General features: G+C 68.0%; 12 protein-coding genes. 3 read left to right on the top strand and 9 right to left on the bottom strand.

The features are described 5' to 3' along the window. Positions 1-6: 6 nt before the first annotated feature. The 3 genes from G6N56_RS29930 to G6N56_RS03195 all read right to left on the bottom strand — a co-directional run bounded on the left by G6N56_RS29930 (position 7) and on the right by G6N56_RS03195 (position 5,228). Complete coding sequence (locus G6N56_RS29930) at positions 7-1,659, bottom strand: ATP-binding cassette domain-containing protein (protein ID WP_232069202.1); 1,653 nt, start codon at positions 1,657-1,659, stop codon at positions 7-9. After that, entirely contained in the window at positions 1,656-2,684 is a 1,029-nt protein-coding gene (locus G6N56_RS03200) for an ABC transporter substrate-binding protein (protein WP_232069201.1), read from the bottom strand. Before G6N56_RS03200 ends, G6N56_RS29930 begins: the two co-directional genes overlap by 4 nt. 192 nt (positions 2,685-2,876) lie before the next feature. Further along, entirely contained in the window at positions 2,877-5,228 is a 2,352-nt protein-coding gene (locus G6N56_RS03195) for a hypothetical protein (RefSeq protein ID WP_085256721.1), read from the bottom strand. 85 nt (positions 5,229-5,313) lie between these two features. Here G6N56_RS03195 and G6N56_RS03190 point away from each other — a divergent pair, with 85 nt between their 5' ends. Further along, positions 5,314-6,240, top strand: a complete 927-nt coding sequence (locus G6N56_RS03190) for a LysR family transcriptional regulator (RefSeq protein ID WP_085256722.1) — start codon at positions 5,314-5,316, stop codon at positions 6,238-6,240. A gap of 171 nt (positions 6,241-6,411) precedes the next feature. Here G6N56_RS03190 and G6N56_RS03185 read toward each other — a convergent pair whose 3' ends face one another. From G6N56_RS03185 to G6N56_RS03170, 4 genes are all read right to left on the bottom strand, one after another. After that, positions 6,412-7,644 carry a PPE family protein gene (locus G6N56_RS03185; protein ID WP_085256723.1) on the bottom strand — a complete coding sequence of 411 codons (1,233 nt, stop codon included), beginning with the start codon at positions 7,642-7,644 and terminating at the stop codon, positions 6,412-6,414. Between the two features lie 11 nt (positions 7,645-7,655). Beyond that, positions 7,656-7,955 carry a PE family protein gene (locus G6N56_RS03180; protein WP_085256724.1) on the bottom strand — a complete coding sequence of 100 codons (300 nt, stop codon included), beginning with the start codon at positions 7,953-7,955 and terminating at the stop codon, positions 7,656-7,658. Positions 7,956-8,121: 166 nt separating this feature from the next. Continuing rightward, positions 8,122-9,372: a PPE family protein gene (locus G6N56_RS03175; protein ID WP_085256725.1), complete on the bottom strand. Its 1,251-nt coding sequence runs from the start codon at positions 9,370-9,372 to the stop codon at positions 8,122-8,124. Positions 9,373-9,921: 549 nt separating this feature from the next. Then, positions 9,922-10,116: a ferredoxin gene (locus G6N56_RS03170; protein WP_085256726.1), complete on the bottom strand. Its 195-nt coding sequence runs from the start codon at positions 10,114-10,116 to the stop codon at positions 9,922-9,924. Between the two features lie 245 nt (positions 10,117-10,361). Here G6N56_RS03170 and G6N56_RS03165 point away from each other — a divergent pair, with 245 nt between their 5' ends. Further along, complete coding sequence (locus G6N56_RS03165) at positions 10,362-11,534, top strand: cytochrome P450 (protein WP_085256727.1); 1,173 nt, start codon at positions 10,362-10,364, stop codon at positions 11,532-11,534. Positions 11,535-11,574: 40 nt separating this feature from the next. Here the strand turns inward: G6N56_RS03165 and eccCa are convergent, their stop codons facing one another. Next, entirely contained in the window at positions 11,575-15,738 is a 4,164-nt protein-coding gene (gene eccCa / locus G6N56_RS03160; RefSeq protein ID WP_085256728.1) for a type VII secretion protein EccCa, read from the bottom strand. Next, complete coding sequence (gene eccB / locus G6N56_RS03155; RefSeq protein ID WP_085256729.1) at positions 15,735-17,249, bottom strand: type VII secretion protein EccB; 1,515 nt, start codon at positions 17,247-17,249, stop codon at positions 15,735-15,737. The genes eccCa and eccB overlap by 4 nt, the downstream gene beginning before the upstream one ends. Before the next feature lie 410 nt (positions 17,250-17,659). On the opposite strand from eccB, the gene malQ reads away from it, so the two are divergent. Continuing rightward, a complete protein-coding gene (malQ, locus tag G6N56_RS03150) occupies positions 17,660-19,801 on the top strand; it encodes a 4-alpha-glucanotransferase (protein ID WP_085256730.1) in 2,142 nt (713 codons plus the stop codon). Positions 19,802-19,805: the final 4 nt, after the last annotated feature.

The following is a 19,805-nucleotide window of genomic DNA, read 5'->3' as shown; positions in this document are numbered from 1 at the left end:
GCGAGGTCATCGACGGTCCGTCTCGAGCAGGCCCCAGCGGTGGCGGATGCGCAGGTCGACCGCAGTGAAGACTGTGTCGACCACGAGTCCGATCAACAGGATCACGACCATGATGGCGATGGCGGAGGGCATGTCGGATAGATTCTGGGCGTTCTCCAGCAGAACCCCGATCGACGCCGTGTCGGCCACCAACACCACCAGTTCGCCAGCCATCAAGCTGCGCCAGGCGAACGCCCATCCCTGGCGCAGGCCGCTGACGAACATCGGCATCGACGCCGGCAGGATGACGTGGCGGTACAGCGCTAGTCCGCGCAGCCCCAGGTTCTTTGCGGCCCGGAGCAGGAGGGGCGGGATGTGGTCCGCCCCGGCGATCACCCCGATAGCCACCGACGGCGCTGCACCGATGACCATTACGAAGAGAATCGCCGAGGTGTGCAGGCCGAAGAAGATGATGGCGAACGGGAACCAGGCGATGGCCGGCATAGTCTGCAATCCGGTGATGACGGGTCCAAAAGCCTTGCGCAGCAAAGTATTGCGCGAGACTACCGCACCGACGAGCGACCCGATGAGCAGTGCCAGCCCGAACCCGGCCAGCGCACGGTACATTGTGGTCCCGATCGCCTGCCACAGTAGTGGCTCATTGAGGTGCTGCCACAGGGCGTAAAGGACGACCTGGGGTCCCGGTAGCACGAACGGCGGTTTCCAGCCGCTGAGATAGACCAGCTGCCAGGCCGCCAGAACCAACGCGACGGCCAGGATCTTCGTCCCCAGCGAGGCCAGCGTCGACTTGATTTGAGCGCCAAGGGGGCGCCGTGGCGGCGTGAGGTGGTGATCCGCGGATGGCACTCCCCCGCTGGCTGCGCCGGCGGAACCTTCGGCATGTAGCCGCGCCGTGATGTGAGCGGCCAACCCGTCGCCCACCGTGGTTTTGGCGTGGCGGGGTCGTAGCTGCGGCACCGTGAACTCTTCGACGACACGACCCGGTCGCGGGCTGAGCAGCACGACCCGATCGGCGAGCCGAGCCGCCTCGCCGACGTTATGGGTGACGAAGACGACGGTCAGGCTTCGTTCGGCAACGATGGTCTCGAGTTCTTCGTGTAGGCCATCGCGGGTCGGGGCGTCCAGTGCCCCGAACGGTTCGTCCATCAGCAGGACATCGGCGTCCTGGGCAAGTGCGCGCGCCAGCGCCACGCGCTGCTGCATGCCGCCGGAGAGCTGATGCGGGCGTTTGTCGGCGAAGTCGTGCAACCCGACCGACCGCAGCAAGCGACTGACTCGTTCGTGCCGCTCCTGGCGCGGGACCCCGCTGGCCCGCAGGGCCAGGCCAACGTTGGCCGCGGCGGTCTGCCACGGGAAGAGGGCCGGTTCCTGGAACATCAGCGCGACCCGTCGCCCGCCGGTGTCGATCACGCCCGACGACGGTCGATCCAGGCCAGCGATCAGTGACAGCAAAGTGCTCTTGCCGCAGCCCGACTGCCCGACGATGCAGACGAATTCCCCCGTATCGACCGACAGACACAGGGCGCTCAGTGCGGCGACCATCGAGCGACCGGTTCCGTGAAGCTTGGTCACGTTCGTGAGCCGCACCGCTTCCGGTGCGGATTTGGGGGCGACACGTTCCTGCACGGCGAGTTCCACAGGTTGCGGATAGTGCGTCACGCGGCCACCTGTGGCTTGCCCGTTGCGGCGAGGATCCGGTTCAGCGGCTCCGGGTCGAACAGCCCATTGATGTCCAGTGGCTGTAGCAGACCGAGTGCGACAGCCTTCGTGACCAGTTCGTGCAGCGACGCCATTCCAGGATCATTGGTGAAGGTGGTCTCCTGGAATGACGCGGCGAGCACGTCGGGATCAAGACCCTTGCCGAGGGTCTTCGCCAGCGTCGTATTGGCCGATTGGGCCGCGGCCTCGGGCTTTGTGGCGATCCTGTCGTTGGCCTGAACGTTCGCGCGCAGCAGCGCTGCCACCGTGTCGGGGTGGGCCGCGAGGAAGTCCTGGCGGACGACGAGAACGGTGATGGTGCTGGGATCTGACCACAAGCGCACGGCGCCGGCCTTGATCATCTGCACGTCGAAAGGTGCGGAGTCGAGGGCGCCGGCGATTTGTCCGCTGCGGAATTGTTCGACGATCGCCGATTCGGGACTGGTGGGCTTGACCGAGACATCACCTCCTCCTCGGATATTCGTCTTGAGACCGTTGCGGGCGAGCCAGTCGCGCAGGCTAACGTCCTGGTTGCCGCCGAGGGCCGGGTCGGCGACGGTCTTGCCTTTAAGGTCCGCGGCGCCGGTAATGCCGGGTTTGACGACCATCGACGTGCCGCCGCTCGCGGCGCCCGAGATGATCTTGATGGCTTTGCCGCCCGATTTCTGCCAGCCATTGAAGGCGGGGTTGGGGCCCACGTAGGCCGCGTCCAGCTGGCCCGAAAGCAGTGCGGTCACTTCTTCGGTGCCCTGGCTGAAGGGTTGCGCGGTCAGGTTGACGCGCGGCCCGAGCTGGGCCGTGAAAAAACCATCAGCGATTCCCACCAGCGCGGTGGCATGGGTGATGCGCGTCAGATAGCCCAACCGTAGCGGCGCAGCCGACGCCGTGGGCGAGGTGCCATCGGCCGAGCAGCCGGTGAGCACGATCGCCATGGCCAGGGTGGCAACCAGTGAGACGGTCTTGACGATTGGTCGTTGGGTGAACACGGTTTTCCTTGCAGGGTGAGGCGCGAGAGGGGCGGGCTCGCCGCGTCGACCGCCCACGCAATGCGGCCGCGCGGCAGCTTCGGGAGCTATCGGCGGGTCAGGGCAGACGGAGTGTCGATGCCGGACAAGCGGCGGCCGTGACGCGGAGCAGGTCGATGTGCAGGCGACGGGTGAGACCTTTCTCGCGGCAGCTCATCGTGGTCCCGCCACCCGGTGCGCGAACAGTGGACTCGTCCATACTTGATGGCCGTCGAACTGGTTGGCGCGCAAATAGACTGCGCTGTCGCCCTTGGGAATGTGCATTGCCAGCTCCCCGGTGACGGTGATCGGCAAGGCGGCCGGTTCCGCTATGCGTTCGACGCGGACCCGTAGATTGAGACCGCCCAGGGCGAGCTCGCGGTGCCCGTCGGCGATCAGGTCGGCCCCGGTAACGGTCATGCTGGCGCTCAGGTCCTCTTCGTGCACCTTGGTGTCGAGTACGATTCGCGCGCGGTCCAGGTCCGAGATCCGCACCACCACACCGATATCCGAACCGTACGTTATCGTGTTCCACGTGACGGTACTCCCGTCATCGCCGATGTTCTGTTCTGGATGGGTGATGGCCCACGGGCTGACGTCGTCGACGCTGGCGCCTTCGACGCGAAGCCGGCCGGACCAAGTGGCCCAGCGGTAGCGGTCGCGGTGCCGCGCCCCGCCCCAGCGAATACGAATCAGGTGCTCGGATGGTCCGTACTCGGCGTGTAGATCACGGTGCCACAGGACGCCGCCACTGTCGTAGGCGGCGATGCTTTCCCATCCGGTGGTGCCATACAACGCATAGGCAGCACGCAATTCGGCTGAGACAGTGGTGAACTCATCGCCCATCCAGTTGTCGCCGCTGCGCAGAAGCGCCACCGCGCGCACTCCGGTCGTCGCCCAAGTGCGCCGGGCGCGCAGCGCACGACCGACGTCGCCCGGTGTGAGCGCGGAGGCGAGAACGCCGGTGAGGCCGCCGAAACCACCGAAGATGTTCGCTCCGGGCGCGCCGCCTCCCGGCCGGCCGCGATGTTCGTCGCTGGCGGCGCTGACGCCCAGTCGCAGTCCACGCCGCAGCGCGTCCTCCAAGAACCAGGGGCTGCTTCCCCATGTGGAATGGACTTCGATGAGCCGCTCCAGCTCAGGATGATGCCAGTCGAGGATGGCCCGCCGTCCCCCGACATGCGGGATCAGCAGGTAAGACTCGGGATCCTTTTCGTAGGCGGCGTACAACTGTGTGATAGGCCAGGTCTGCGGCGCCGGCACCGTGCTCGCCATGCCTTGGCGCCATTCGAGCGAGCGGGCCAGCGTGGTGTCCTCGCCGAGGAAGACGACGTTGTGGTCACCCCCGACACCGGCGGTACCGCACCACTCGACGCCCGGGAAGCACACGAAGTCACCGCTGCGCGTTATGTCTAGGCAGGCCGCGACGACCTCGTCCCAGGCATCATCGGTGATCTGAAAGTCGTTGGCCGTGTAGCCGAGGACGTCAAGCGCTCCGATGTCGCGGCCGTAGCGCAGATTCCAATCGGTGTTCTGGGTTCCGACGGTATCGTCGGAATGGACATGCAGGTCGCAGAAGTATGCTCGCGGCGACGGGAAATCCTCGACGACGTCCAGTGCGGTTTCACCGCACGCGACCGGGTTGGTACCCGTCTCGGCCGCGACTGTAAAGCGCGCGGTGACGGCAGGCACGCGCAGCGCTGCCCACGACCACCCCACGCCTGGAGTCGTCGCGCTCGCCACCGTGACGCCATCGATCTGCGCGCGCAGCGTCACCGCGACATCGGTGCACGTGTTGCCCCATCGATCCTCCAGATGCGCGTGCAGCTCCGCGGTCGGAGTGCCGCGGCGGACGATCCGAGGGCCATGCACGACGACCCGTTCGGGTTCACCGGGCACCACCGCGATTCGGTGCACGCCGGCGTGCGCCATGCGGGAGGTGCCCAAGGGGTCGACGAACAGGTGTACCTCGAATGCGTCCTCGACGAATGTCTGCACCCGGGTGCCCGGACCGCCCAAACGGCGGTCGCCGAGCCGGATCTCGATCACGTCGCCGGGTCTCAGATAGCCGTCCACAGCGTGGATCAACAGTGACTTCTGAAAGGGCCGTTCGCCGCCTTTGACGTCGTAGCGGGTGGCGAGTCGCTGTACGGTCGCCGCGCTGTCCGCAGTCGCGCCGCCGATTAGCGAACGGCTCAGCAGGCGGGCGCTCGCGAAGTCACGACCCGTGGGCGTCGTGGTCTGCAGGTCCCAGTCCGAGTAGTACCGGAAGCAAAACTTCAGCCAACCGCTGTCGGCGATGCCCGATCCGCCGACGGTGTAGGTGAAGATGACCTCCTCGAGCGAACCGGCAACGACCCGACTGTGTTGACAGCGCAACTCACCGAGAAAGGGCAGCGCCTCGAACTGGGCGGTGATGTCATCGCGCACCGCGGTGACCGAGCAGTCGTTGCTGGCCAGTGGCGGCTCCGGGCGCACTGCGATGCCGCGAGCAACCCGGGGTGCCCGTGCCGCGTCGGTAGCCATGCGTCTAATGCTGGAGCCGCCGCAACAAGGAGTCCAGTTAATAGATATGATGCGATTTATCATCAGCGGTGAATAATTGATCGCCGTGAACCTGCAGCAGCTGCGTTACGTGGTCGCACTGGCCGAAGCCAACAGCTTTACCAAGGCGGCTGACGCCATGTTCGTCGTGCAATCCGCGCTGAGCCAGCAAGTTCGCCGGTTCGAACACGAACTTGGCGTGCGATTATTCGACCGGACAACGCGGTCAGTCTCGTTGACCCCAGCCGGCGAAGCGCTGATGCCGCTGCTCCGTCAGGTGGTGGCCGGCATCGACCAGATCACCGCTGACGCCCAAGCGCTCAGTGGCAAGGTCGGAGGCCGCCTCACCGTCGGGATGATGGAGGTTCCGTCGGAAAGCCTAGACGTGGCAACCCTGATGGCGACGTTCCACGAGCGCTACCCCGACGTCAGCGTGACGTTGCGCAGTGGCGGCAGCGACGTGTTGGTCGAGGCGGTTCGCGAGCGCAAGCTGGACGCGGCGATCGTCGGGTCCAACGTGTCCGGGTCGGCGGCCCGACTCACCTTCACCCGCCTGTTCGGCGAGTCTCTCATCGCGGTCATGCCCGCCGAACACGCCCTTACGCATTACTCATCGGTGTCGCTGGCCGACCTTGCTTGCCTGCCGTTCATCGATTTTCCTGCCGGCTACGGCCTTCGGCACGAAACGGACCGAGGCTTCACCGGCGTTGCCCGGCGGGTGGCCTTCGAGGTGACCCGCGTCGACGAGGTCATCCATTTCGTTCGGAAGAATCTAGGCATCGCCCTGCTGCCCGAATCGGTTGCCCGCACCCGCGCCGACAACGATCCCACGCTAGCGCTGCGCCCGGTCGCCGGCGCCGACATGCGCCGCCAGGTGCACCTTGTGACCTCGCACCCACACGCGCGTTCGGCGGCCTGTCAAGCATTCGTCGCCTGCGTTGCCGAGCACGTGAGGCACGCAGAACGGCTTGGGAAGACGGCGCGGGATAGCTAGCACCCCTGCGCCGGCCCGTCATGACGAGAGCGAGGGTGATCTGTCCGCAAGCCTTGCAAACTCGTGCCGCCACCCGTCCGCCGTGCCATGTGCCAGTGCTGTACCGATGGCACCGCCGAACGGGCGCCCGGCCCCCGCGGCATGCGGTGCCGGACGCCCGAACCTGAGCGGTTACCCGCCGAGGGGCGGCCGGGCCATGACGGTCGGCTTGAAGCCGTAGCGGGGTCCGGCACCGCCGACGCCACCGTTGCCGACGCCCGCGAGCGGCATCCCGCCGAGCAGGTTGCCCGGCTGTCCGGCCGCCTCCGGGGCGGCGCTGATCGAGCTGACCGGAACGGCCGTGGCGTGGCTCACCGCGTTGGTGGCGCCCGCCCAGGACGCCGGCACCGACAGCTTGCCAATGGAGCTCGCGCCACCGATCGACGCGGCCGTGTGGGCCGCCGCACCGCCACCGAGCAGACCGCCAAGGCCGGGCAGGGCCTTCGGCACGGCGGCTGCGGCGGCGGGCGCCGCACCGCCGATCATGCCCGTGGTCTTGGCGATCTGGACACCGAAGTTGCCCATACCGACGCTGAAGTAGGGCAGACCCTCGGTGTTGTAGAAGAAGCTCGCGTAGTTCGAGTAGCCGCTCAGGAAGGTACCCATGTTGGACGGCAGCACGGTCTGCCCACTGACCAGGAACCAGAGCTCGGTCAGCAGCGGGTTAGAGCTCGACAGCTGATTGACCAGGGAGTTCGTCCCGGATGGCGAGGCGAGCAGGCCCAGCTGGCTCTGGATTTGCGTCAGGAAGCCCTGCAGCTGCTGCTGAAGCGACGCGGCCGGGGTGGTCGCCGCCGCCGCCGTCGCGGCCGCCTGCTGAGTCACACCCGCCTGGTTGACGATGTTCGGCGAGCTCTGGAACGGCGTCACCTTGGTCGCGGTCGCGGACTGGCCGGCGTAGCTGTACAGCGCCGCCGCGTTCTGCGCCCAGAACTGGGCGTACTGGGCTTCCAATTGCGCGATGATCCCGTTGTTCTGGCCCAGGACGTTCGTCGACATCGCCTGCGACAGCTCGGAGCGGTTGAGCGCGATCAGCGGTGGGGGGACCACCGAGGCCAGGACCGTCTCGTAGGCGGCCGCGGCGGACTGCGCCTGGGCGGCGGCCTCCTCGGCCTGGCCGGCCGTCGTCGTCATCCACTGCACGTACGGCTGCACCGCCGCGGCCATCGAGGCCGAGGCCGGCCCCAGCCATTCCTCGCTGGACAGCGAGGTGACGACCTTGTCATAGCTCAGAGCGGCCGAGGTCAGTTCAGCCGCCAGGCCGTTCCAGGCCGAGGCCGCCGCCATCAGCGACGACGAGCCGGGACCGGCGTAGATCTGCGCGGAGCTGATCTCTGGAGGTAACGAACCCAAGTCGATAGTCATGTCCTGACCCCCTAGCCGGCCGCGGCCGCGTTGGCCGCCTCGGTCGCCGCGTACGACCCCGAGCTGACGCCCAGGGTGTTGACGAACATCTCGTGGATGGCCGCAGCCTGCGCGCTGACGGCCTGGTACATCTGGGCGTGCGCGGCGAATTGCGCCGCGGTCAGCGCCGACACCTCGTCGGCGGCGGCGGGCACCACTCCCGTGGTGGGTGCGGCCGCCGCGGCGTTCTGGGCGCTGAGCGCCGAGCCGATGCCTTGCAAAGTACCCGCGGCTGCAGCCAGCGCCTCGGGCTGCGTGGTAACGAACGACATTGAAAATCCCTCCTCTACCTCAGGCTCGTGACCTTCAAGGAATGCTTCTTGCTGCTGAAATTCATTCAGACATGGCTTGCTAGTGAGACTAATTGGATCCGATCTGCCCGCGCCTCCTTAGCGGCCAACTGTTCATTGGTGGACAACTGGTGTTCATGTGGGCTCGTCATCCGGCCGAGGGCGGTCGTGTCAGCACGCTGTGCTTGAACCCGTATTTGTTCGTGTAGCCGTACCCGGCGCTGCGCCTGCCGACGGCGCCGGTCGGCATGCCGCGCAGCAGGCCGTTGGTCGCGCCGCTGCCGCCGGCACCGGCGGCCGGGGTCTCCTCGGACACCGCGCTGACCAGGGTCGCCTCGGCCACCGGGTTGGACCAGCTCGCGGGCACCGACAGTGCGCCGACCTTGCCGGCCGAGCCCGCGCTGGCCAGCAGCGCCCCGCTGCCCGTGTTGCCGCTGACGGCGCTGACCCCGCTGATGGCCCCCAGGTGCAGGCCGGCGAACTGCGGCGTCGGGAACCAGGCACCGCCCGCACCGGCGGTGGTACCCGCACCGAACGTGAGCTGCTGTCCGATCGACCAGCCGAAGTTCGCGATACCGACACCGAAGTAGGCCTGCAGGAACTGCCGCGCCTCGTTGTACAGGCCGGGCGTAATCCCGAACCAGTTGTTGGCCGGGGTGGGCAGCCCGTACATCAGGAAGTCCTGGATCTGATTCTGGATCATCGAGAACGGCCAAGTGGTGGCCGTGTACGTCGACAGCTCCTGGAGCAGGTTGGGCACCGTGGCGGCGGGCGTGAGCTGGGTGGTCGCCGCCGCGGTCTGTCCGGAGTTGCCGGCGGGCTCGGCGACCGCCTGCGCAACCGCCAGCCCCTGGTTGGCCGTGCCGTCCTGGTTGGTCGTGTTGGGCGGCGACGGGTAGGGCGTCAGCTGGGTTGCGGCCGCCGAAGAGGCGGCGTAGCCGTACATGGCGGCGGCGTCCTGGGCCCACATCTCCAGGTACTGGGCTTCCGTGGCCATGATCGCCGGCGTGTTCTGCCCGAAGAAGTTGGTCGCGATCAGCGTCATCAGCAAGACTCGGTTGGCGGCGATCACCGGCGGGGGCACGGTCATCGCGAAGGCGGCCTCGAACGCCCCCGCGGCCGCGCGGGCCTGGCCGGCGCTCTCCTCAGCCAGGCCGGCCGCCGAACTGAGCCAGCTCACGTAGGGAGCGACGGCCGACAGCATCGCGGTCGACGACGGACCCACCCAGGGGGCGCTCGTCAGTTCCGTGATCACCGAGTCGTAGCCGCTGGCCGCGGTCTGCAACTCCGCCGCCAGCGCGTCCCACGCCGTCGCGGCAACCATGATCGACTCGGCTCCCGGACCCGCATACATACGACCGGAATTGATTTCGGGCGGTAACGCTCCGAAGTCGAACACCGTGTCCTCCTCAGTCGGCCGCGATCGCGGTGGCGATCTCGGCTCTCATATAAGAACTCTATGAGCTTGTGGCGGTCGCGCGCACGACCTTCGTCAACGGTCTTCGAGACCGGGGCTTCGTTGACCTTCTCTGACGTTGCCGACAGGCCCGAACCTTCGAGCAGCAAACCTTTTGCAGGAGTGGTCGGCGGCAAACAACGCACTCGTTCGCTGCATCCGGTCAGGTGGCGTACCACCAGCATTCCCGGACTTCTGATCAGGAACAACGTGCACTATCAGCACCAATCACACCCGCTGTCAGCAACCGAGCGACAGTTCGTTCGTGCCGGAACTGTCGCTCGCCAACGACATTAGCGGCTGACATCCGAGACACCGATACGCGATTCCAACTGTTCACTCGCTGCCCACCATTGTTCAATCCCGGCTAACCACCGTTCACTGAGAACAACCGAGTGTTCAACTCCAGTTTGCTTTCCGCCCGGCGGGTCGCTACTGGCGCGCGAGCCCTCGGCAATTTCGGCGATCGGCGCCGGATAGGCGGACGCGGCGCTAGTCGTCCTCGATGATCAGGGCCATCTCCGGGCAGGACGCCACGCCGTCACGCGTGAGCTGCTCGTCCTCGGGACGGACCTCGTGCTCCTCGACGATCGAATAACCCGACTCGTCGATGGGGAACAGGTCGGGATCGACGGCGTAACACTGGGCATGACCCACGCACCTGGACTTATCGAGACGAACCCTCACGCGAATTCCTTCTTCGACGGCTGGAGAACGGGCGAACCGGACTTGCACATCGATCGGCAGATCAGTCCGTCGACAAAGTGTAGAAGACGGTGCCCGAAATCGGTCGGCCGATCCTGCCCGTCATCCCCCGGTGGTGACGGCCTGGTCATCATGCGATATTGGTGTGCCACCAGACCGACGGCATCGCACGCCGACGCAGTCGTGGTTTATCCCAAAGAGACCCAGACAAGCGGAGATCAGGGCGCATGAGCACTCTTGGCGAGAGCCAGCCAGGCACGTTCCATCTACCGCGGCTCGACTACTTCAAGCTTCCGATGTCCGCCGATCGGGGCGTCGGATGGAAAACGCTGCGCGACGCGGGCCCGGTCGTCTTCATGAACGGCCACTACTACCTCACGCGCCGCGAGGACGTGCTCGCCGCGCTGCGCAACCCGCAGGTCTTCTCGTCGAGGCTGGCGCTTCAGCCCCCGGGCTACCCCCTGCCGGTGGTGCCGCTGGCGTTCGACCCGCCGGAGCACACGCGGTACCGCAAGATTTTGCAACCGTTCTTCAGCCCGCAGGGACTGAGTAAGTCCAGGCCAGTGCTGCAGCGCCACGCCTCCGAGATGATCGCCGCCTTCGCGGGCCGCGGGGAGTGCGAGGTGATGGCGGACTTCGCACGCCTGTACCCCTTCCAGGTGTTCCTGGACCTCTACGGCCTGCCGCTCGAGGACCGGGACCACCTGATCGCCCTGAAGGACGCCGTCGTCGCCGACAAGCCATATCTGAGCCCGGACGACATCGCCAAGGGCGAGGAACTGCTGGCCTACCTGGCCAAACTGATCCAGGAGCGCCGCCACAACCCCGGCTCCGACATGTTGTCGCGGGTGATCGCCAGCGACGGTAACTTCACCGACCTGGAGTTGCTGGGCATGAGTCACCTGCTGATCCTGGCAGGCCTGGACACGGTGACCGCGGCGATCGGGTTCTCCCTGTTCGAGTTGGCCCGCAGGCCGGAATTGCGCGACAAGCTGCGCGACAACCCCAGGCAGATACGGGTTTTCATCGAAGAGATCGTCCGGCTGGAGCCGTCGGCGCCGGTGGCGCCGCGGGTGACGACGCAATTCGTCACGATCGGCGGCATGACCCTGCCACCGGGGACACATGTTCGGCTGTGCATGGCGGCGATCAACCGGGACGGCAGCGACTCGGTGTCCACCGACGAGCTGGTCATGGACGGAAAGGTGCACCGGCACTGGGGATTCGGCGGTGGACCGCACCGCTGCCTGGGCTCCCATCTCGCGCGGATCGAACTGACGATCATCGTCGCGGAATGGCTGAAGCAGATCCCCGACTTCGAGCTGCCGGCCGACTACTCCCCCGAGATCAAGTTCCCGTCGAAGACGTTCGCGCTGAAGGAACTTCCCCTCAGCTGGTAGAGCCGGGGCTGACCAAGTCAGCCCCGGCTCCATCGACCGGCTACTTGCGGAATTCGGTCGCCGCCACCTGGACGAACACACCGGTGTCCTCGGCCATCAGCAGGCCTCGGCCACGGGGCAGCGGGCCACCCTTCATCTTGCCGCGGATGAAGCCCTCGTCGGGGTCGGCGTCCATCACCAGCAGCGGGGCGTTCGCCTGGTGCAGGGCCCGCAGCATCGGGTCGCTGCCCGCCGAGGACCAGCCGCCGAAGCTGCGCGTGACGATCACATGCAGGCCGACGTCGGCGGCCCGGGTGACCCACGGCGCGGCCTTGTGCAGCGGCGAGTCGAAACCGGTTGGCAGCTGCTGGATGTCGTCGACGATCAGGAAGATCTCCGGACCGCTCCACCACGACCGCGACAGCAGCTCCTCGGCCGACAGCCCGGGTGGCGGTTCCCGACCGGCCAGCACGGCGGCCAGCTCGGTCATCATCGCCTGCACACCGTCGAGGTTGTACGCGAACTTCTCGACGTAGTCGGAGCCCAGCACGGTCAGCAACTGCCGGCGCGGGTCGACCAGCCACACCTGCGCCGAGGGTTGCGACGTCGGAGGTGCCGAGGTGGAGCCGGGCGCGTACAGCCGGCCGATCTCGGACATGATCGTGGCCACCGTCGTCGTCTTCCCGCATTCGCGCCGACCCGTCACCATCAGGTGCGAGTTCTCCGCGAAGTTGAGGTAGACCGGCGACAGGTCCAATTCCGAGATGGCCCAAGCGATCCCGCCAGCGCCCACACCCTGGCGGGTGTCTCGAGCCGCCAGCTCGCGCACCTGCTGCACGCCAAAGATCGCGGGCAGGCGGCGCACCGGGGGCGCCTGGGCGCTCGTCAGGCGGCTGACCGCCTCGACGATGCTGTCGGACTCGAAGATGTTGTTCGGCGTGCGGGCCAGGGCGGGCCGGGCGACCAGCGTGTGCAGGCCGGCCTGGGGGTCGGCGTCGAGGCGGACGTAGTTGACCGCCACCATGCCGCGGCCCGGCTTGACCGGAACCTCCTTGGCGAACCGCGACCGCACCAGCTTGGCGTCCTCCACCGCGGCCAGGCGCAGCTCGACGCGCGAACCGAACCCACTGCGCACCGGCGGCCGCAGCTCCGACTCCCGGTCGGCGGTGACGATTACGTGCACGCCGAACGACGGGCCCTGGTTGATGATCACGTTGACCTGCTCGATCAGGACCTCGTTCTCCTCGGCCAGCGCCCGGTAGTTGTCGACCACCAGGTACACGTCGCCGAACCCGTCGTTGGGCACCGGGCCCGGCTCGCCGCCGAACTTGCGGCGCCGGAAGACCTCCATCGAGGCGATCCCGTACTCGAGGAAGGTGCGCTTGCGCTCGCGTACCAGGGCCAGCAATTCGGCGACGGTGCGCCGCACGCCGTACGGGTCGGTCGGACCGGCCACCTCACCCACGTGGGGCAGCCGGGCGACGGTGGTCAGCGCGGTGCTGCTGTATGCCAGGCAGTAGAACTGGACCTGCTCGGGGGTGTGCGTCAGCGCGGCCGAGCAGATCAGCGTTTGCAGCGCCGTGGTCTTGCCCGACCCACCGGCACCCAGGATCAGCACGTTGGCGCCCGGTCCCGAGGTGTCGACCGTCCACGGCGGCTGGTCGTGCTTGAAGGGGCGGTCGATGATCCCGATCGGGAACACCAGGTCCTGCGCGGTGCCGTAATCCTGCTGCCACTCGTGGCCGAGGAACCGGTTGACCAATTCGTCGATGGCCACCGGCTGGCTCAGCGGCGGCTGCCACAGCCGGTACGGCTCGAAGTCGATCTTGCGGAGCTGGTCGATGATCACCGTGCCGACCTTCGGCACCCGGATGCCCTCTTCGTCCTCCTCGACGGCTTCGGGCTCGAGCAGGTCCCCGTGGGAGCCGTTCGACCCGTTAGTCGTCGCGACGTCGGGTCCCTGGACGCTGACCTCGAGCGGCGTGAACGAGTTGGTGAACAGCTGCGGGCGGACGTAGTCGATGCTGTGCACCAACGCAGGGGTCTCCTCGCCGTCGGCGTTGATCCCGCGCGGGATGTAGTCGCGCCACAGGAATTCGGCCTGGAACCGGATGATGTCCTCGAGGCTCTTCCGGAAGTAGCCGAGGCCGGCCTGCGCCGGCAGGTTCACCGCGTTGGGCACACCGGCCGCCTGCGCCGCACCGGCGGTGCGCGCTTTCAGCACCAACCGGTAACCCATGTTCTCCATGAGCTTTTCGGCCCGGCTCTCGATCGTCTGCGACGCCATCATCAGGTGGATCCAGTAGGCGCGGCCCTGACGGCCGATCGAGTCGAGGACGTCGACCGCCGTGGGCATGATGCGGAACCACTCGTAGAACTCGTCGATGACGACCACGAGCATCGGCAGCGGCGGCATGTCCTGCCCGCGGGCCCGCATCCGGGACCGCACCGAGTTGTATTCCTTGGCGTCGTCGACGCCGGCGCTGTCGCAGATGGCCTTGCGGCGCGCGATCTCGCCCCACAGCGCGTCCAGGAAGCGCTCCATCAACGCCTGGTCCTCTTCCAGGTCGGTGATGATGCGGGACACGTGCGGCACCCCGGCGAAGGGCTTGACCGCGGACCCACCCTTGAGGTCGGCGAGCACGAACTGCAGCTCTTCCGGCGGGTGGCTCAGCATCAGCGATTCGATCACCGTCCGCACCAGCGTCGACTTACCCGAACCGGTGGTTCCGGACATGACGCCGTGCGGACCGTCACCGCCCTCGTCGAGCGACTTCATGTCCAGGAACAACAACTCGCCGTTGTCGGAGCGGTTACCGAACGGGGCCCGCAGGCGGGACCGGCCCATCGTGTCGGTGCGCGCGCCCCACAGCTCGTGGAAGTCGATGTCGGCCGGGTCGTCGATCCCGTAGTAGGACAGGATGTCGCGGGCACCGATGTGCGCCACCCGCTGGCCGATCTCCTCGTAGGCCTCGGCGAGCCGCCAGCGCGCCAGCTTCTGCGCGAACTCCTCGGCCTCCGCGATGCTCAGGTGGTCGGTGAGGGCGAAGAACCACGGCTTCTCGTCGATCACCATCCAGGTGTCGCGGTCGCGGGGCAGCGCCTCGATCACGCCGCGCTCGTCGAACCGCAGCGTGCGCTCCGGGACCGAGGACCACATCGACCCGCCGGTCAGGTCGAAGAACGTCACCCCGTCGATGCCCTCGGCGCTGATCACGTACTCCCACTGGGGATCGGTGGCATCGGCGATGATCACCGTGTGCGGCGTCGGCGTCTGCGCCGACGAGCTGGCGTGCCGCGGCGTGAACGACCCACGGCCGGCGAACAGCTCGGCCTGCTCGGCGGCGAACTCGCGCACCGAGGCGTACACCATCCGGGCGTTGCCCGCGGCGTCATGGCGGCGGGGGTCGCCGAAGTGGGGCAGCCACTTCACCCAGTCCCACTCGTCCAGGTCCGCGCTCACCACGATCATCTGCACGTGGTCGGGCCCGTGCGAGAAGGCCAGCTGGCAGATGATCGCCCGCATCAGCGACAGCACCTGCTCGCGGTCCCCCACCAGCGAGTACCAGGGCTCGACCAGCAGCGAGATCATCTTCGGCAGGTTGTACACGACGCTCTGGTAGCGACCGAATTCCTGCAGCGCCTTACCGGTCACCGGCTCGAGTTCGATGTCGGTCGGCATGTTCTGGGGCTCACCCCAGGTCACCTCGGGACGGGTCATGCCGACGCCGACGCGGACGACCCCGAAGTTGAGGTCCTTGCCGTCGGGCTTGCGCTCCCACATCCGCGGAGAGCCCACGGCGGCGGTCAGCGTGGTGGGTGCCGGGTGGAACCAGCGGTAGTTGGCGTCCATGCTGTCGGCCGACTCGTGCGCGGTCTCGCGCAGCATGTCGAGCATCAGCATGAACTGGGCGCGCATCGCGTCCAGCTTCGGCCGACTCATCTGCTGCTGGCCGCCGAACCGGCCGCCGAACATCATCATCGCGACGCCACCGATCATGAAGATCGGGAAGATGGCGCCGGCGCCGCCGAAGACGTGCGAGCCGCTGGCGAAGGTCATCGAGACCATGCCGATCAGCAGGCCCACCACCAGCACGCCCACCACCACCAGCCACCAGGGCTTGCCCTCCGGCGGCGGGATGCTCAGCGGAGTCGGGAGGACGATGTTCTCCGGCTTGATTACCGGGGGCTTCTCCGGCGTCGGCCGTGCAAAACCACGTTTCACTTAGGTACCACCAACTCTGCAGGGGACATGTCCATCGGAAGGGTGTCGTGCTCCACCAACGCGTCCGCGCGGGACAACGTCGGGCCTTGCGGCAGCAGCCGCAGCGCCACCCACGGTGCCAGGCTGGGCTGGGTTTTCAGGCCGAGGGCCTCGCGCGCCTCGCGGGTGTCGTCCACCCCGAACCGGGCGCCCGCATCGGTGAGCCACCACAACGACTCCGTCGTCTTGGCGCCGGCGTCGTTGCCGGTGACGGCCACAAAGTTCGCGTGGTCCGAGGCGAAGTAGACCTGGTCGGCCTCGCGGCCGGTGCTGTCGGCCTTCACCAGCGAAACCACCCTGGACATGTCCTTCTGCTCGACCGGAATCGTCGGCCCGGACACGACCTGGACGCGCGCGCGGTTCTCGCCGGAGGTCTTCTCCCACCACCAGCAGGTGGCGGGGTTCTCCCGGATGTCCATCACGTTGAGCGGGGTGTCCGGGTAGGAGGACAGGTCCAGCTTGTTGACCACCGGCATCTTCGCCAGCGCCGACGGTTCCACGGTCACCGGCTTGGTGTTGCCCGGCCCGGCGTTCTGCAGGATCTGGGCCACCAGCGGCGGCAGCGTCTGCACGCCGTCGGCCAGCACCAGCGAATACTGTTGCGGCCCACTGATCTGCGGGGTGACGATCACCGTGCCGATCGGCCCGGGGGCATTGGGGAACGTCGCGGCGGCGCCCGCGTTCTGGATCTCGGGCACCGTCAGTTCGGGGCCCACCGGCAGCGCGTCGAACAGGGCGCGGCTCATCGGCTTGGCCATGCTGACCTGCTCCGGCGTCAGCCCGAGCGGCAACAGCACCGACCGGTTGGTGGCGTCGATGCGCGACCGGCGTCCCTGCCGGATGACCCAGGCGTCGCCGCCGTAGTTCAGCACGACGGCGTCCGAACCGTTCAGGACCCGACGGTGGTTGCTCAGGTCCGGGGTGCCGTCGATGACGGTCACCGTCACGCCCGACGGCACGCCGACCCCGGTCGAGCCCACGGTGTCGCACACCATCCAGGACGAGGTGGTGGGGCTCTTGGGCGCGAAGTGGTTGGGCGCGCCCGGGATTCCGACGAGCGGCCCGTGCGGCATGCTCGCGATCTGGCTCGACCGCACCGGGTGCGGGTTGTCGGGGCGACCGGTGATCAGCCGCGCCGACGCCAGGTTCAGGGCCGGGTACAGCTTGTCGCCCACCCGGACGTACAGCGCGCCGGAGTCCTTGTCGGCGATGATCGGCGACTCGTTGATCTGGCCGGAGGGGCTGATGAACGACCACAGCAAGGCGCCCAGGCAGATCACCAGCGCCGCGGAGATCGACGCCACGACGGCCAAGGTCTGCCGCCGTCCGGGCTCGATCTCCATGCGGACGCGCCAGCGGGTCAGCGCCATCGCGGTTCGGCGGGCAAGGAACTGATAGCCCGTAACCTGCGTCCGCGTCGACAACCCGAGGCCGTACCCCGACCCGCGCTGCCCGCGACTCTCTTCCGCCACGTTATTCCACCATCCGGTCTGCTAGAACGCCTGCAAACGGTCCCTCCGGACCAGTCAAGCGCGACTTACTTCCACAACCGTGACAACCGTAAGGCACCCGTGGGACCCTCGCCACGCGGCGCCGTTTCCGCCTCTATTACATCTCGCTGTTTGCACGAATCCCGCCGCTTCGTCCAGTCGCCGGTTGCCGACGGGGCCGTCCGCGGCTCGCGCCGCCGAACTGCAGTTTCGTGTACCCCACTGACCCCCCGACCGGATTCGCCGGTCTCATGCTAGCCGCGAACGCGCGGCTCGTCCTGCCGAATCTCAGCTTTCGGCGAAACGACGGGTGACCCGGGCGAAATCGCGCTCGCCTGGAGAATGCCGCGCGTACCGAGTCGTGACGGCCGAACCCTGCGACGATGACCGGTATGACGGAGCTCGCGCCCTCGCTGGTGGAACTCGCCCGCAGGTATGGCATCGCGACCGAGTACGAGGACTGGACCGGTCGGAAGGTCCCGGTCCCCGAGACCACCCTGACGGCCGTGCTCGCGGCCCTCGGCGTGGCCGCCGGTAGCGAGCGTGACCGCAACGCCGCGCTGGTCGCGGAGCTGCGCGCGTATTGGGCGCGCCGGCTGCCGCCGACGATCGTCGGGCGCACCGGCGCCCCGACGAAGTTCTGGGTGCACGTGACGCACGGCGACCCCGCCGAGGTGTGGCTTCAGCTCGAGGACGGCACGGTGCGGTCGTGCGCCGAGCAGGTCGACAACTTCACTCCGCCGTTCAACCTGGACGGCCGCCTCGTCGGCGAGGCCAGCTTCGTGCTGCCCGCGGACCTGCCGGTCGGGTATCACCGGGTGCACCTGCGGTCCGGGGCCATCGAGACGAGCGCGGCGCTGATCATGACGCCGGACTGGCTCGGCCTGCCGGAGCGGCTCGGCGCCCGGCGCGCGTGGGGGCTGGCCGTCCAGCTCTACAGCGTGCGGTCGCGGGGATCCTGGGGTGTCGGCGACCTGACCGATCTGAGCGACCTGGCGGTGTGGTCGGCGTCGTGCCACGGCGCCGACTTCGTGCTGGTCAATCCCCTGCACGCGGCCAGCCCGGCGGCCCCGATGGAGCCGTCGCCCTACCTGCCGACCTCCCGGCGCTTCGTCAATCCCCTCTACCTGCGCGTCGAGGCGGTCCCGGAATTCGCCGGCCTGATCAAACGGAGCCGGGTGCGCCGGTTGCGGTCCGACGTCCAGCGCAGGGCCAGGCGGCTCGACGGCATCGACCGGGACGGTGCGTGGGCGGCCAAGCGGGAAGCGCTCGAGCTGTTGCACCGGGTGCCGCGATCGGCCGGCCGGGAACTGGCGTACGCGGCGTTCCGTAAGCGGGAGGGGCGCGCGCTCGACGACTTTGCGACGTGGTGCGCGCTCGCCGAGGAGTATGGCAGCGACTGGCGTGGTTGGCCGGAGTCGCTGCAGCAGCCGGCCGGCAAGGGGGTCGCCAAGTTCGTCAGGAAGCACGCGGATGTCGTCGACTTCCATCGCTGGTTGCAGTGGCAGCTCGACGAGCAGCTGGCCGCGGCCCAGTCGCAGGCGGTGCGCGCCGGGATGGCGCTGGGCATCATGCACGACCTGGCCGTCGGCGTGCACCCCGCCGGCGCCGACGCCTGGGCCTTGCAGGACGTGCTGGCGCTGGGCGTGACCGCGGGGGCGCCCCCCGACGAGTTCAATCAGCTCGGCCAGGATTGGTCCCAGCCGCCATGGCGGCCGGACCGGCTGGAAGAGCGGGAATACCTGCCCTTCCGGGCGCTGATCCGGGCGGTGCTGCGCCACGCGGGCGGAGTGCGGATCGACCACATCATCGGACTGTTTCGGCTCTGGTGGATCCCCGACGGCGCAAGGCCCACCGAGGGCACCTATGTGCGCTACAACCACGAGGCCATGATCGGCATCGTCGCCCTGGAAGCCCACCGCGCCGGGGCGGTCGTGGTAGGCGAGGACCTGGGCACGGTCGAACCGTGGGTGCGCGACTACCTGTTGCTGCGGGGGGTGCTCGGCACCTCGATCCTGTGGTTCGAGCTGGATCGCGACGGCACCGGTGGACCTTTACCGGCCGAACGCTGGCGGGAGTACTGCCTGTCCTCGGTCACCACCCACGACCTGCCGCCGACGACCGGCTACCTGGCCGGTGACCATGTGCGGCTGCGCGACGCCCTCGGACTGCTGACCCGGCCCGCCGCCGACGAGCTCGAATCCAGCCGCGCGGAGCTGGCCGCCTGGATCGCCGAGCTGCGCCGCGTCGGCCTCCTCGGCGACGGCGACGACGATCCTGAATCGATCGTCCTGGCGCTGCACCGGTACGTGGCCCGGACGCCGTCGCGGCTGGTGGCGGCCGCGCTGACCGACGCGGTGGGTGACCGCCGGACCCAGAACCAGCCCGGCACCACCGACGAGTATCCGAACTGGCGGGTACCGCTGACGGGCCCGGACGGCCGGGCGATGCTGCTCGAGGACGTCTTCACCGATCGCCGGGCGGCCGCGCTGGCCGAGGCCTTCCGCGCCTCGATCGCGCCGACGCTTGGCTGACGCC

It is taken from the genome of Mycobacterium saskatchewanense (assembly GCF_010729105.1).
Classification (GTDB): Bacteria; Actinomycetota; Actinomycetes; order Mycobacteriales; family Mycobacteriaceae; genus Mycobacterium; species Mycobacterium saskatchewanense.
Note: the sequence above shows the minus strand (reverse complement) of the source record. Positions and strands in the feature narration are given on the sequence as shown.